16 protein-coding genes are annotated in these 12366 nt (G+C 63.4%); 11 read left to right on the forward strand and 5 right to left on the reverse strand.

Annotated elements, in window-relative coordinates:
- Window positions 1-6: 6 nt before the first annotated feature.
- Both IVA91_RS04835 and IVA91_RS04840 read left to right on the forward strand, forming a co-directional pair.
- The gene (locus IVA91_RS04835; RefSeq protein WP_247418748.1) at window positions 7-435 is read left to right on the forward strand and encodes a YeeE/YedE family protein; all 429 of its coding nucleotides are present in this window, start codon (window positions 7-9) and stop codon (window positions 433-435) included.
- 5 nt (window positions 436-440) lie between these two features.
- Window positions 441-908: a YeeE/YedE family protein gene (locus IVA91_RS04840; protein ID WP_247451530.1), complete on the forward strand. Its 468-nt coding sequence runs from the start codon at window positions 441-443 to the stop codon at window positions 906-908.
- 56 nt (window positions 909-964) lie between these two features.
- Here the strand turns inward: IVA91_RS04840 and IVA91_RS04845 are convergent, their stop codons facing one another.
- Complete coding sequence (locus tag IVA91_RS04845; protein WP_247280659.1) at window positions 965-1297, reverse strand: hypothetical protein; 333 nt, start codon at window positions 1295-1297, stop codon at window positions 965-967.
- 109 nt (window positions 1298-1406) lie between these two features.
- Complete coding sequence (locus tag IVA91_RS04850) at window positions 1407-1811, reverse strand: hypothetical protein (protein ID WP_247418750.1); 405 nt, start codon at window positions 1809-1811, stop codon at window positions 1407-1409.
- A 153-nt stretch (window positions 1812-1964) separates the two neighbouring features.
- Between IVA91_RS04850 and IVA91_RS04855 the strand changes: the two genes are divergently transcribed.
- Complete coding sequence (locus IVA91_RS04855) at window positions 1965-2189, forward strand: hypothetical protein (RefSeq protein WP_247280661.1); 225 nt, start codon at window positions 1965-1967, stop codon at window positions 2187-2189.
- A gap of 56 nt (window positions 2190-2245) precedes the next feature.
- On the forward strand, window positions 2246-4240 hold the full coding sequence (locus tag IVA91_RS04860) for a pyrroloquinoline quinone-dependent dehydrogenase (protein WP_247418802.1): 1995 nt from the start codon (window positions 2246-2248) through the stop codon (window positions 4238-4240).
- A 45-nt stretch (window positions 4241-4285) separates the two neighbouring features.
- On the opposite strand, the gene IVA91_RS04865 is transcribed toward IVA91_RS04860, so the two are convergent.
- Window positions 4286-4750, reverse strand: coding sequence for a PaaI family thioesterase (locus IVA91_RS04865; RefSeq protein ID WP_247418753.1), 465 nt, complete (start codon window positions 4748-4750; stop codon window positions 4286-4288).
- A 371-nt stretch (window positions 4751-5121) separates the two neighbouring features.
- Here IVA91_RS04865 and IVA91_RS04870 point away from each other — a divergent pair, with 371 nt between their 5' ends.
- Window positions 5122-5415 (forward strand): hypothetical protein, encoded by a 294-nt coding sequence (locus IVA91_RS04870; RefSeq protein WP_247280763.1) that lies wholly within the window; start codon window positions 5122-5124, stop codon window positions 5413-5415.
- 106 nt (window positions 5416-5521) lie between these two features.
- On the forward strand, window positions 5522-5776 hold the full coding sequence (locus IVA91_RS04875; protein WP_247280663.1) for a hypothetical protein: 255 nt from the start codon (window positions 5522-5524) through the stop codon (window positions 5774-5776).
- Here the strand turns inward: IVA91_RS04875 and IVA91_RS04880 are convergent.
- Window positions 5773-6018, reverse strand: coding sequence for a hypothetical protein (locus IVA91_RS04880; RefSeq protein WP_247280664.1), 246 nt, complete (start codon window positions 6016-6018; stop codon window positions 5773-5775). The two genes, IVA91_RS04875 and IVA91_RS04880, sit on opposite strands and share 4 nt — an antisense overlap.
- A 150-nt stretch (window positions 6019-6168) precedes the next feature.
- Window positions 6169-6357 (reverse strand): hypothetical protein, encoded by a 189-nt coding sequence (locus IVA91_RS04885; RefSeq protein ID WP_247418755.1) that lies wholly within the window; start codon window positions 6355-6357, stop codon window positions 6169-6171.
- A 206-nt stretch (window positions 6358-6563) separates the two neighbouring features.
- Here IVA91_RS04885 and IVA91_RS04890 point away from each other — a divergent pair, with 206 nt between their 5' ends.
- The 5 genes from IVA91_RS04890 (at window position 6564) to IVA91_RS04910 (ending at window position 12364) form a co-directional block, all read left to right on the forward strand.
- Window positions 6564-6821 carry a DUF2798 domain-containing protein gene (locus IVA91_RS04890; RefSeq protein ID WP_247418756.1) on the forward strand — a complete coding sequence of 86 codons (258 nt, stop codon included), beginning with the start codon at window positions 6564-6566 and terminating at the stop codon, window positions 6819-6821.
- Between the two features lie 1335 nt (window positions 6822-8156).
- Window positions 8157-9245 carry a recombinase RecA gene (recA, locus tag IVA91_RS04895; protein WP_247280668.1) on the forward strand — a complete coding sequence of 363 codons (1089 nt, stop codon included), beginning with the start codon at window positions 8157-8159 and terminating at the stop codon, window positions 9243-9245.
- A gap of 717 nt (window positions 9246-9962) precedes the next feature.
- A complete protein-coding gene (locus IVA91_RS04900; protein WP_247418758.1) occupies window positions 9963-10331 on the forward strand; it encodes a hypothetical protein in 369 nt (122 codons plus the stop codon).
- A 3-nt stretch (window positions 10332-10334) separates the two neighbouring features.
- On the forward strand, window positions 10335-11333 hold the full coding sequence (locus IVA91_RS04905; RefSeq protein WP_247451532.1) for a hypothetical protein: 999 nt from the start codon (window positions 10335-10337) through the stop codon (window positions 11331-11333).
- 65 nt (window positions 11334-11398) lie between these two features.
- Complete coding sequence (locus IVA91_RS04910) at window positions 11399-12364, forward strand: hypothetical protein (protein WP_247418764.1); 966 nt, start codon at window positions 11399-11401, stop codon at window positions 12362-12364.
- The last annotated feature ends 2 nt before the right edge of the window (window positions 12365-12366 follow it).

The following is a 12366-nucleotide window of genomic DNA, read 5'->3' on the forward strand; positions in this document are numbered from 1 at the left end:
ATCAGGATGATCGCCACACCTTTCACGCCGCTGGCCTCGCTTCTGGGCGGGGCGCTGATCGGAATGTCCGCGGTGCTTCTAATGTGGGCGACGGGACGAATCGCCGGGGTCAGCGGCATCGCGGCGCGGCTGTTCCCGCCTTATGAGGATAGCGAATTCCCCGGCCGGCTCGCCTTCGTCGCGGGTCTCATCCTCGCGCCCGTGCTGGTTCGACTCACCACCGGAGGCCTGCCGGAGCAGACTATACTGGCGGGAACGCCGGTGCTGATCGTTGCGGGATTACTGACGGGATTTGGCGCAGTGTGGGGCAGCGGTTGCACGTCCGGCCATGGCGTCTGCGGCCTGTCGCGGCTGTCGGCGCGCTCGCTGGTCGCGACCATCGTCTTCATGGCGGCAGGCATGGCGACCGTCTTCGTGATGCGGCACGGGAGCTGACGGCGATGGCAATTTTCGTTCAGTTCGCGATCGGCCTGATCTTCGGCGTCGGCCTCATCGTCTCCGGAATGTCGAATCCAGCAAAGGTCTTGAATTTCCTCGATGCCGCCGGCATCCCGGCAGGGACGTGGGATCCGAGCCTTGCGTTCGTGATGGCCGGCGCTGTGGCCGTGACTTTCGTCGGGTTCAATCGCGTCCTGAGGCTGGGACGTCCATTTTTCGCCGAGCGATTTTCTCTTCCCACGCGAGCAGACGTCGATCGGAGAATAGTGGTTGGTCCGGCGATCTTCGGCATTGGCTGGGGATTGGCGGGGTTCTGCCCGGGACCGGCGCTGACGGCGCTCGGATTTGGCTCGAGCTCCGCCCTCATTTTCGTCGCGGCGATGTTTGCCGGCATGTTGCTTGCGCGGTTCACCGCGCATTTGCCATCGAGGGCGCGCGTCACGACGCCGGCCGATCCGCACGAAACCTGATATGAAGGGACCGGGCGAGTCGTCTCGTCCGGTCCCGGCCATCAAGCGTTCATGGATTACCAGCGGTCGTCGACACCGACGCCGACGCTGACGCCAGGTGCGCGAATGCCGACGCCGGCGCGCGGTCCGTCATCCCAATCGCGATGATAGGTCCGACGCTCGTAATAGCGCTCGCGCGGCATGTAGTTATAGGAATCCCGCACGATCACGCGCGAACCGCCGCGCGTCCGATAGCAGCGGCCAGCGTCGTCACAGACAAGTCGTACCTGCTGGACGAGATCCGGATTGGTGTACTCGCTGCTCGTATAGATATCGGAAGCCTTCGCACCCGATGCGGCTGCCAAAGCACCGACACCCGCCAACAGCGCAATAGTCAACATCCTCATCATGTCCTCCTCGAAACTGCCCTCGGCGGTAACAAGAAGGGGAGGCGGTGATCGTTCCCGTCCGCGATGCTGGTTTTTCCCGGAACCGCAGCTTCGTTACAGCAATTTGTTCCTAGATCGGCTCGTAAGTCTCGGTCCCGCAGATGTCGTCGGCGTCCGCCCGCCGGCGGTCGACGACCTTTCCGCCGTTGATGGTCACGATGTAGGTCTGGGCGCCAAGCGGCGTGCCGGTCGCGGAGGTGAGCTGCGCGCGGACGCAGGCCGTCCAGCCCGGCCCTCGCACCTCGCGATGAGGCGGGGCGACGTGCACCTCGCGCGGATAGGAGGTGGCGAGGAAGACGACGTCGATCTGCTCGCGCACCAGGCGCTTGACGTCCGGGGGCGGCTCGGGCGGCGGCTGCTCGGCCTCGTTCATGCGCATGAACTCCGGCACCGGCGCGCGGCTGTCGGCAAAGCCACAGGCACCGAGCGCGAGCGCGCCGGCGAGCAGCGCGGCATGAGCAATGATCCGCAACATCCCTTGAAGGTCCCCTGCGGGCCAACAGATAGGCACGAATGCGATCCGGCGAAGTCCGCTCCGTTCAAAATTTGCTGAAGACGCGGAAACCGGGGCATTTGCGAATACGGGATTGCGGGCTAGTTTGTATCCCACATCAGGGGGATTGCACGGATGAGGATTTTGGTCATCGCGGCCGCGGTGCTGGCGCTGGCAGCTGGATCGGCGGAGGCGCAGGGCCGGCGCCAGCCCAGTGAGGGTGCAAAGCCGGCTGACACCAAACCCAAGGTCGACGAAAAGGCCTACAAGGCTGCGCTCGAGCGCATTCCCGAGCCAAAGGAAAAGTACGATCCGTGGGGCGGGGCCCGCCCTGGCGAGCCCACCAAGAAGCCGAAATAGAACGGGGCGGGGCGTTGCGGATCCACCTGCGCGCTGCGGTCGCATTCGTTACGCTCCTGTTGCTTGCCGTGCCGCCATGCTTCGCCTGGGAGAGCTGGGGCGGCGATCCCGGCGGCTCGCGCTTCTCGCCATTGCGGGAGATTTCGCCCGGCAATGTCGGCCAACTCGTCCGCGCCTTCGAATATCACACGGGCGATCTCACAGCGCGCGCACCCGAGCTGATGCGGCGAACCAAATTCCAGGCGACGCCGCTGTTCGTCGAAGACAGCCTGATCTTCTGCACGCCCTTCAACGAGGTCATCGCGCTCGATCCCGGCACCGGCGTGCAGAAATGGCGTTACGATCCGAAGATCGCGATCAACCAGCGGCCGGCCAATCGCTATGTCTGCCGCGGCGTCACCTATTGGGTCGACGACACGGCGCCGCCGGATGCTGCCTGCCGCGCGCGCATCTTCATGGGCACGAACGACGTCCGCCTAATCGCGCTCGATGCGAAGACAGGCGTTCCCTGTGCCGGTTTTGGCAATGGCGGGCAGATCAAGCTCGATACCGGAATGACCCTGGAATGGCCGGGCGAATTCCAGATCACCTCGCCGCCGGCGGTCGGCCGCGGTGTCGTCGTGGTCGGGTCTGCAATCGGTGACAACCGCCGCGTCGACGCGCCGAGCGGCCAGGTGCGTGCGTTCGATGCGCGAACCGGCCAGCCACGCTGGACCTTCGAGCCGCTCAAGCGCGATGGCATCGAAGCCGGTCACGCCAATGTCTGGGCGCCGATGTCGGTCGACGACAGGCGCGGATTCGTGTTCCTGCCGACGTCGTCGCCCTCGCCGGATTTCTGGGGCGGTAGGCGGCCGGGCAATAACGAGCACGCCAATTCGGTAGTCGCGCTGCAGATTGAGGCCGGCGACCTCGTATGGGCCTTTCAGACCGTGCATCACGACGTTTGGGACTACGATCTGCCGGCGCAACCGACGCTGGCGCGCCTCGACATTGGTGATGGCGAGCGCGACGTCGTGATCCAGCCGACCAAGCTGGGTTTCGTCTTCGTGCTCGATCGCGACACCGGCAAGCCGGTGTGGCCCGTCGAGGAGCGCGCCGTGCCGCAGGGCGGCGCGGAAGGTGAAGCGCTATCACCAACGCAGCCATTCCCGACGCATGTACCGCCACTAACGTCGCAGACGATCTCGACCGACGATGCGCTCTCGCTAATACCTGCACTGCGTCGCTCGTCCTGCGAGCGCCAATTCGCGGCGGCTCACAATGAGGGCCTGTTCACGCCGCCTTCCGTGCAGGGCACGCTGTTTTTTCCGTTCACCGGTGGCGGGGTGAACTGGGGCAGTGCGGCCTTCGATCCGGTCAGCCAGGTCCTCTACGCCAACACCAGCCGCGCCGTTCATCTCATCAAGCTGATTCCGCGCGCGGACGCCTTCGGGTTCAATCCGCCGCCCGGTCACGATTTCGGCCAGCAGCGTGGCACGCCGTTCGCGATGACGCGCGCCATGGTGACGTCGCCGCTCGGCCTGCTCTGCAACAAGCCGCCATGGGGCGAGATGGTCGCGGTTGATCTGAAGGCCGGAAAAATCCTCTGGCGCTCGACGGTCGGCACCACCGAGGATCTTGCGCCGCTCGGCGTGCCGCTGCCCTGGGGCGCGCCGCTCGTCAACGGGCTCGCGGTCACCGCAGGCGGGCTCGTCTTCACCGGAGCGATGGACGCCTATTTGCGCGCCTTCGATGCGCGGAGCGGCAGGGAGCTGTGGCAGGGCCGGTTGCCCGTCCCGGGCGTCGCCAACCCCATGACCTATCTCTGGCAGGGGGAGCAATATGTCGCGATCGGCGCCGGCGGCCACTCCGAGGCAGGCACGTCGATCGGCGACAGCGTCGTTGCGTTTCGTCTGGCGCGGCCGGGCGAGGGACCGTCATTGTGGTCACGCACCGTCGATCGTCCCGGTGGACGTTTCTTTGCGGCGTCCTCGGCGATCGCGCTCGCGGTCGTCGCGCTTGTGATCACGGGCCTGCGCTGGCGCCGCCGCCATCGTGTCACGCGATCATGATCGTGTTGTGGAGGCGATGCGAACGATCGTTCACATCGCGCGCGCTCACCCTGGCAGCATCGCGAACGCGCTCGACACGATCGCAACCGGCTTGTTGTCGAAGGCCGAGAGCAGCGTGACGCGGCCGAAGCTTATGGTGCGGCCGAGCCGCACCACGCGCGCGTCCGCCAGCACGTCCGACGAGGAGGCTGCGCGCATGAAATGCGTGGTTTGGTCGACCGTGGTCATCGGACGATAGCCGCGGTTGGCGGCGAGGATCGCGATCACCATCGCGGTGTCGGCGAGCGCCATCAGCGCCTGGCCGCAGACCACGCCGCCGTTCCGGCACAGCCGTTCCGAGAACGGCATGCGCAGGAGCGCGCCCGGCTGCCAGTCCGGCGCATTCGCTGGCTGTGCGTGCTCGATGCGCTCGACCGAGAGGTCGAGATCCTGGACCCAGGGTGCAAAGACCTCGCCGAGGATGCGTTTCGCATCGGTGATGCCGAACTCGGCGTCTGGCTGCGTTTGCATTGCTGTCGTTCCCTCCATTGTTGCCGGATGTTTCGTCTCATTCTGCGCGCATCGGCGCGGCAAAGTCACCGGGTCTGCTGCCGGCCGCGTCGGCTTGAAAATGCCCGACTTTGCCCGATATGATGGCCTTGCTTGGGTACGGGTGGATGATGTTGCGTCGATGTGTCCTGGTCTTTTGTCTGGCCGCGCTCGGCCTTGCGCTGAACGGCTGCACCAGATGCGGCCCGATCTGGGACGACTGGCTGCATGCGCCGAAATCGTGCAGATCGGACCGGATCTAGCGGCTATGCGGCCCTGAGCTTGCGGTCGGCCGCCACAAGGACGACAAGGCGCGGGCGATCCGCGCTTCGTGGATGATCAAGGAGTGAATGATGAAGCTTTTCCGTTTGGCCGCGGTGCTGGCCGTGCTGGCGGGACCGGCCTATGCGCAAATGCCCAATCTCAATTTGCTGCAGGATGGTCCGAGCAAGAGCCCCGAGGAGAAGGCCGCGGAAGCCGAACGTGAAAAGGCCTACAAGGAGACACTGAAGAAGATTCCGGACTCCAAGGCCTCCAACGATCCCTGGGGCGGCATGCGCTCCGATCCGCCGAAGCAGTCGGCGGCGCCGAAGGCCTCGGCCGCGACCAGTGCGCCGAAGAAGAAATCCGGCACGGCTGCCAATTGACCTTCCGCCGGTCGGAGGCGGTAGACGCCTCCGGCCGGGGACTCCTCTTTGCCCCACAGGCCTCCTACATCTCGCAAGAGCGTATTTGCGTAGAGGAGGGCGGCACATGGCCGATCGTCCGCGGGATCTCGCCGAACGGATGGCGCGCCGGCGCAAGATGGGCGGCAAGCCAGACCACGCGACCGGCGACGGCTATCTGCGCGAGACCTTCACGCTGCCGCGCGCAGCGGCACGGGCGAGGGCGGAGGCCTTCTTCGCCCGCTACCCCAAGGCGGGCTATATGAGCGCAGTCGAGAGCTGGCGCGAATTGCCCGGCGGCGACATCGAATTCACCATGCGGCGGCTGCCCAGCGCGGATTAGGGTCTCACCTTTTCGAGCGTTTCTGCGACGATGCGGATTCGGAATACGGGCTCCTTGGCCTCGTCCAGCAGCTCCATGTGCCATTCGGAATTTTCCTGGAGCTTGCGGGCGATCCCGGCGGCCATGTCGGCGCAGACGCTGGTCATCTCCTTCCAGGCCGAATCGCGATCGGCAAATTCGCTCGCCTGGTCCGCGCAGCCGGAATAACGGCCGTTCCGGATTCGAAAGAAGTAGAGCGGCATGGCTGGCACCGATCACGCGTGACGGCCCAACCCCCAAGGCCACGGGCGCGCAGTGCAATCCCAAACCCCGATCAGATCAATTCCGGGCGGCTACGGGATATGCCCCTCGCGAGGCGCCGCACCCGCCGCTGATCTCACTGGCGGTCTTGCTCAGGCCGTCTTGCGCTCGATCGCCTTCAGCTCGCGGTCGATGCGCGGCTGCACCCGGCGAATCGCCAACAGGTCGATCTTCGTCTCGGTTCGGCCGGTCTTGATCTGCTCGCCGATGCGGAATCGCCAGTGCCAGATTCCGGGAATTGCCGTCCTGGCGACGGTGAATTCGACACCCCTGTGATTCATGGTCACCTCCCACGATTCACTTTCCATGCCTGCAGCATGTTGGGCGCCATCATATTCCGGGGACAAGCAAAATCTGCCGGTAAACCCATCGTGGCCTCGCGCGCGGGAAGGGAACTCTGTTCATGGTCGGAGAACCACGGAGTCCACCGCGCCGGCGGCATGTGCCTTGCTTGGCCTCATGACGGCACGCAAACCATGGGCGCCTCATGCTCGGCATTCCCCGCCGCTACTCCCATTTCGTCTTCGGTATCATCCAGTCCGGATTGACCTCGCTGATCGCGGCCGGCATCGCGAGCCTTCCCGCGGGGAGCGCGATGGTCTTCCTCGGGCACTGGATGGTGTCGTGGCTGATCGCATGGGCCGCGATGCTGCCGATCGTGCTGCTGGCTGCGCCCGCGATCCGCGCCGTCTCGCTGCGGCTGACGCGCGAGGAGAAGGACCTGCGAACCGGCCGGCAGGCATGAAAAAACCCCGCCTGGGGAGAGCCAAGCGGGGAGGAAGTTATTGGAGGCTGAGGTGCTGGGCTGCAACACCATAGCCAAGCGACCCTAGCCGGTTCGGCTTACGACAGCCTGACAGGGCCAAATCGAGGCCGGTCGGTAATCGCCTTCGCCCATGGGCCGCAAACAGAAAACCCCGCTCGAGGGAGCGGGGTCGTCGGCCGGGTATGGAGGCCCAGTGTTGGTCCACCGAGCACGACGAGAATAGGCGATCAGGCTGACACGCGCCTGACGGGTGTCAGTGAAAGTCGCGGTCGCGAGGCCGCAGACTGGCCCCGCGCCTGTCCCAATTTCGACATCCGGCCGCACAACTGGCGACACACGGGTCGGCAAGATTCCACACCGTCCGGCGCGCCATGGGGGAACGTGGCACGGCGGCAACGGGGTGGCATCATGGATAACGTAGAGCGGTCATTCGCCGCCGCGACGGCGGCTGGCTTCGTCGTGCTGGTGATCAGCCTCGTGCTGCTGGCGGTGCTGTAAGGCAGCGCAAGCGCAGGTGCGGGGAGCGACCGGGGTCCGTATCGTCGCGGTTTGCCGATGATGAACCGGCGCTTTGTCCTTCAAAAATGGAAAAACAACCCCATGCACAGTAGGCCGTGGGATGATTTCGTCATTCCATCAATGACTTACATGAGGTATTTCGATACCTTAATCGAGCGAGAAGCGCATCCCGACGCGCGATGTTGGTCCCTTCGGGTTCACGGTAGCCGTGCGCAGCGGGCCCTGGCGAGCGCTAGTGGAGCTTGATCTCGTCCAGGGGCAGCCGCAGCTCGGCGGCGCGCTCGTCGCGGTCCTTCTTGCGGAACGCGTTCTCCTTGCGCTCGAACTTGATCATCTCCTCCTGCGCGGCCTTCAGGAGTGGATTGCGCCTGATGGCGTCGCGGTGTGTGTCTTCAGTATGGGCAGAGGCTCCGGAGGTGCAGTCTCGTCCCGAAGAAGACCACAGAAACCGCGAAAAGGTTCGGTGCCTCAGGATTAAGGATTTGTGACGGCCAGAGATCCTGGAAGGGCAGATTAGGACAGGAATACGAACGGTAGTTGCCCGGAATCCACTTGGCATTGTGATACCGGTACGGTGGCTCCCGCCGGGGCTGGCATTTCATCCCGAAACGAGATTGCAACCGGCAAAGGGGTCGCTGAAAGGCGGCCCCTTTTCGATTCAGGAGAGTGAATTAGGGACTCTTGCAAAGAACATATTGCGAACCTAGAACAAATGGGGTACATTGCTTTTATTGCCGGCCCGCCTCTCAATCGTTTGTCCCCCTAGCGAATCCTCGCCATAAGGAGCACGACCCAATGTCCGCCACTGCCCTGCGTATCGTCGAAGGATCTTCCATGGACAAGAGTAAAGCCCTGGCTGCCGCGCTCTCCCAGATCGAGCGCCAGTTCGGCAAGGGCTCGGTGATGAAGCTCGGCAAGAACGACCGGTCCATGGACATCGAGGCGGTGTCATCGGGCTCGCTCGGGCTCGATATCGCGCTCGGCATCGGCGGCCTGCCGAAGGGGCGCATCGTCGAGATCTACGGGCCGGAATCCTCGGGCAAAACCACGCTGGCGCTGCATACGGTGGCGGAAGCGCAGAAGAAGGGCGGCATCTGTGCCTTCATCGACGCCGAGCACGCGCTCGACCCGGTCTATGCCCGCAAGCTGGGCGTCAACATCGACGAGCTCCTGATCTCGCAGCCCGACACCGGCGAGCAGGCGCTGGAGATCTGCGACACTTTGGTGCGCTCCGGCGCGGTCGACGTGTTGGTGATCGATTCGGTCGCAGCGCTGGTGCCGAAGGCCGAGCTCGAGGGCGAAATGGGCGATGCGCTGCCGGGTTTGCAGGCCCGCCTGATGAGCCAAGCGCTGCGCAAGCTCACGGCCTCCATCAACAAGTCCAATACCATGGTGATCTTCATCAACCAGATCCGCATGAAGATCGGTGTGATGTACGGTTCGCCCGAGACCACGACCGGGGGCAACGCGCTGAAGTTCTACGCCTCCGTCCGCCTCGACATCCGCCGCATCGGCGCTATCAAGGAGCGCGACGAAGTCGTCGGCAATACCACCCGCGTCAAGGTGGTGAAGAACAAGCTGGCGCCGCCGTTCAAGCAGGTCGAGTTCGACATCATGTACGGCGAGGGCGTCTCCAAGATGGGCGAGATCCTCGATCTCGGCGTCAAGGCCGGCATCGTCGAAAAGTCCGGCGCCTGGTTCTCCTATGACAGCCAGCGCCTCGGCCAGGGCCGCGAGAACGCCAAGGCGTTCCTGAAGGCCAATCCCGACATCACCGCCAAGATCGAGACCTCGATCCGCCAGAACTCCGGCCTGATCGCCGAGCAGATTCTCGCCGGCACCCCCGAGCGCGACGCCGACGGCGAGGAGCCGACGGAGGAGTAAGACTTACCGCGAAGAATTTTCGCGAGGAGCGGGCGCTGAGGACGTTGAGTTGCCGACGTCGTCAGCGCCCGTTTCGTTTTGTGTTGTCGTGATCGGGTAGTGTGATGAAGCGTCTGATCCTGACCAGTTCGTCGGGCTTTGCTCTCGCCAGATCGAGGCTGGCCGAATTCGTCATAATGTTCTCGTTTCGCTTTCAGTGGGGACCCGTGCCTCCACCTGAAATGCGTGCGGCCTATTTTGCGGCACGTTCGGAGACTCTTGGGCCGGGTGATCACTGGTCGGACTGGGGCATCCATTGGCCTCGCGCCATGAGTCGTCGCAAAAATCTATCGCTTGTCGATTTCTGCGAACCTTACGATGTGATCGAACTCTGGTTCGATCCAAATCCCGAAGATCAGTTGCAACTTATTTGGTTGCTCGATCACCTCAGATCTCATTCCTGGCCGGCGCAAAAACTCAAAATGCGCCTTGTGGCGGACGATCTAATCGGGATGAGAGGCGATAACCTGGGAAAGTCTGCGTCGCATATTCCCGCCTTTAATGTCACTGCCAGGGAATTCGGGACTGCCGAGGCGGCGTGGCGGGCCTATTGCGAACCGGCACCGGAAAGCTGCGTCAATCTCCTCCGCAGCGACCTCAGTGCATTACCGATGCTGAGGCCGGCTTTGCTCAATGCCAGAATTGCCGTCACCCTCGACAGGGCTTGGTGCGACGGAGATGCGATTTCTGGAGCTTCTTTCCAGAGGGTTTGGGAACACGAATTCGTTGTTTCATCTGCGCTCGCATCGGCGCACGTTCGTGTTCGGAGAGACCGAGCTGGGTTGGTTGCTCGAGGGGCTGGCGCTCGGCCCCAATCCCGCAGTGGCCGGTTTGGGCGAGGAACTGCGCACAATCGACCTTAAGAATTTGAGGGCTCGGCATGAAGTCTATCTGCGCAGCCGCCTTTCGCTGACCGAATTCGGTAAAGCTGTCCTGGCACATCAGGATGATTTCAGCCGCCACAATCCGATCGATCGCTGGTGGGGCGGCACGCATCTGACCAACGACCGGCTGTGGCGGTACGGCCCTGGTTTGACGAGGCCCTGAGGCATGACGCGGCTCATTGTGACAACCGACTCGTCCACTGCCGGCGGGATACAACGCGCCGGTGTCGCCGATCTTGTCATTGCGATCGAGCATCGGCTGGTCTGGGGACCGCTGCCGTCGGATGCCGAACTCGAGGCGTTCTTTGCGCCACGCACAACGCAGCCGCATGGCCTCCATTGGCTGGACGACACACCATCCTGGCGTCTTGAAGAATCGGGGATGACGGGGCGTGGATTGATCGAGCTGATGGCCGAATGCGAATCGGTCGAATTATGGCCAGGACCTGAGCCGAATGCGCAATTGATTTTGCTGTGGCTGCTTGACCGTTGCGGCGGTGAGAGAGCGGCAGTCTCCAAGCTCGCGATACGTCACCTCGACATTGCCCTGGGGGGTATCGACCCGGAGCGGTTTGCGAAGCTAAACCCGCCGGCTGCTAGGCCCACGGCAGATCACCTCGCACTGGCTGGGCGTGCGTGGCAGGCCTATCGCGCCCTGACGCCGCAGGCCTGGTTCGATCTGCTCAAGGCCGATTTGAGCTTGCTGCCGCAGTTCGAGCCTTGCGCGGTTGACCTGCTCGAAGAGCTTCCGAACGTCACAACCGGTCTTGGAGCGACGGAAACACGAATTCTGGAATTGATCGCGCCCGGCGGCGTGCTGCCCTTTGACGTCTTTCCAGGCCATCAGAAGCCCAACGAGCGTCGCGTCTTCGACTACTGGGAAGTGGGCGCGCTGCTCGATGGACTGGCGCGATGTCCGGTGCCGGCTGTGTCCGGGCTGGACGAGGGGCCATTCTCGCTTGACATGCATGACGATGTTCTCCGTCACGCACGATACAAGCAATCCCGCTTGTCGCTTACAGATCTGGGAAAGGCGGTGCTGGCAGGCAAGGAGGATTTCTACCGCCATAATCCGGTTCCCCGCTGGTGGGGTGGAACGCTTCTCACCAGCGAACGGCTCTGGCGCTGGGATCGCGAAATCCGGTTGTTGATTGCGCCTGACTAACGCGTGCGTATCGCTCAGTGTGCTCCCGTATTGCGCATCAATTTTGAGAGGCGATCTTGTCTCATATGATCCTGACGACGAACGATGGAGCAGCCGCCGTGCTTGGCCGCTCTAACCTGGCGAACATCGCCCTCGGCTTTTCCCTTCGCTTCGTCTGGGGCCAATTGCCGTCCGAAGAGGAGCTCGCGGTGGGGCTGGAGGCACGTTCCGCGAAGCATTCCAGAAGAGGCGATCATTGGCTCGACGGGGTGGGACGAGATCGGCTGATGGGCTTCGGTTCGCCGGATATTGGTTTCTTCCAGCTCTGCGAGAAATTCGACTCCATTGAAATATGGGCCGACCCACGGCCGAACGATCAGCTCGTGCTCGTCTGGTTGCTCGACCTGCTTCGTCCCTACAAGGAAATCACGACCAAGCTGAGCCTCGTGCATACGGACGACATCATCGCGAACTATGCTCCGCCGTCGGTCGCAAAATGGAAGCTGCCGGCCTTCAAGGTGGCCGAGAACCATGTGACGACCGCGAGTCGCGCCTGGCAAGCCTATCGGGCTGACACGCCGCAACCCTGTTTCGATCTGCTGATGACGGACCTGATGATCCTGCCCAGACTTCGATCGGCACTGATAGCAATGCTTGAAGAGCTTCCGGACAGCGTCACGGGACTCGCTGCCAGCGAAACGGATTTGCTGGATTTTGTGAACGATGGCCACACCGACCCGAGGCTCGTCTGCGACGCGAGGTGGCTTCGCGATGTGCTCGAAGAACACGAAGCGCGCGATGCCTTGATCGAACTGGCGGAACATTCGACGCCCCCGGTCCTGCTGGGCGATCCGTCGTTCGACAATGAGGCCCGCTACCGCGGCGAGAGCGAGTGGAAGGTCACGCTGACAGAGCTCGGGCGTTCACTTGTAGCCCGCGAAGACGATTTGTGGCGCCACAACCCGCTCACACGTTGGTGGGGCGGTACCGAGCTGACCAACGAACGGCTCTGGCGTTGGGACGCCGAGACCCGTTCGTTGATCGCGCCGTAAGC

The sequence above is a fragment of the Bradyrhizobium sp. 153 genome (assembly GCF_023073835.1).
Classification (GTDB): Bacteria; Pseudomonadota; Alphaproteobacteria; order Rhizobiales; family Xanthobacteraceae; genus Bradyrhizobium.

What these genes read in the sequence shown, in the direction of transcription:
- recA (WP_247280668.1), top strand. Translation starts at nt 8,157, where the DNA reads ATGTCCGCCACTGCCCTGCGTATCGTCGAAGGATCTTCCATGGACAAG.
- IVA91_RS04890 (WP_247418756.1), top strand. Translation starts at nt 6,564, where the DNA reads ATGCTCGGCATTCCCCGCCGCTACTCCCATTTCGTCTTCGGTATCATC.
- IVA91_RS04850 (WP_247418750.1), bottom strand. Translation starts at nt 1,811, where the DNA reads ATGTTGCGGATCATTGCTCATGCCGCGCTGCTCGCCGGCGCGCTCGCG.
- IVA91_RS04870 (WP_247280763.1), top strand. Translation starts at nt 5,122, where the DNA reads ATGAAGCTTTTCCGTTTGGCCGCGGTGCTGGCCGTGCTGGCGGGACCG.
- IVA91_RS04910 (WP_247418764.1), top strand. Translation starts at nt 11,399, where the DNA reads ATGATCCTGACGACGAACGATGGAGCAGCCGCCGTGCTTGGCCGCTCT.
- IVA91_RS04840 (WP_247451530.1), top strand. Translation starts at nt 441, where the DNA reads ATGGCAATTTTCGTTCAGTTCGCGATCGGCCTGATCTTCGGCGTCGGC.
- IVA91_RS04835 (WP_247418748.1), top strand. Translation starts at nt 7, where the DNA reads ATGATCGCCACACCTTTCACGCCGCTGGCCTCGCTTCTGGGCGGGGCG.
- IVA91_RS04885 (WP_247418755.1), bottom strand. Translation starts at nt 6,357, where the DNA reads ATGAATCACAGGGGTGTCGAATTCACCGTCGCCAGGACGGCAATTCCC.
- IVA91_RS04880 (WP_247280664.1), bottom strand. Translation starts at nt 6,018, where the DNA reads ATGCCGCTCTACTTCTTTCGAATCCGGAACGGCCGTTATTCCGGCTGC.
- IVA91_RS04900 (WP_247418758.1), top strand. Translation starts at nt 9,963, where the DNA reads ATGCGATTTCTGGAGCTTCTTTCCAGAGGGTTTGGGAACACGAATTCG.
- IVA91_RS04905 (WP_247451532.1), top strand. Translation starts at nt 10,335, where the DNA reads ATGACGCGGCTCATTGTGACAACCGACTCGTCCACTGCCGGCGGGATA.
- IVA91_RS04875 (WP_247280663.1), top strand. Translation starts at nt 5,522, where the DNA reads ATGGCCGATCGTCCGCGGGATCTCGCCGAACGGATGGCGCGCCGGCGC.
- IVA91_RS04865 (WP_247418753.1), bottom strand. Translation starts at nt 4,750, where the DNA reads ATGCAAACGCAGCCAGACGCCGAGTTCGGCATCACCGATGCGAAACGC.
- IVA91_RS04845 (WP_247280659.1), bottom strand. Translation starts at nt 1,297, where the DNA reads ATGATGAGGATGTTGACTATTGCGCTGTTGGCGGGTGTCGGTGCTTTG.
- IVA91_RS04855 (WP_247280661.1), top strand. Translation starts at nt 1,965, where the DNA reads ATGAGGATTTTGGTCATCGCGGCCGCGGTGCTGGCGCTGGCAGCTGGA.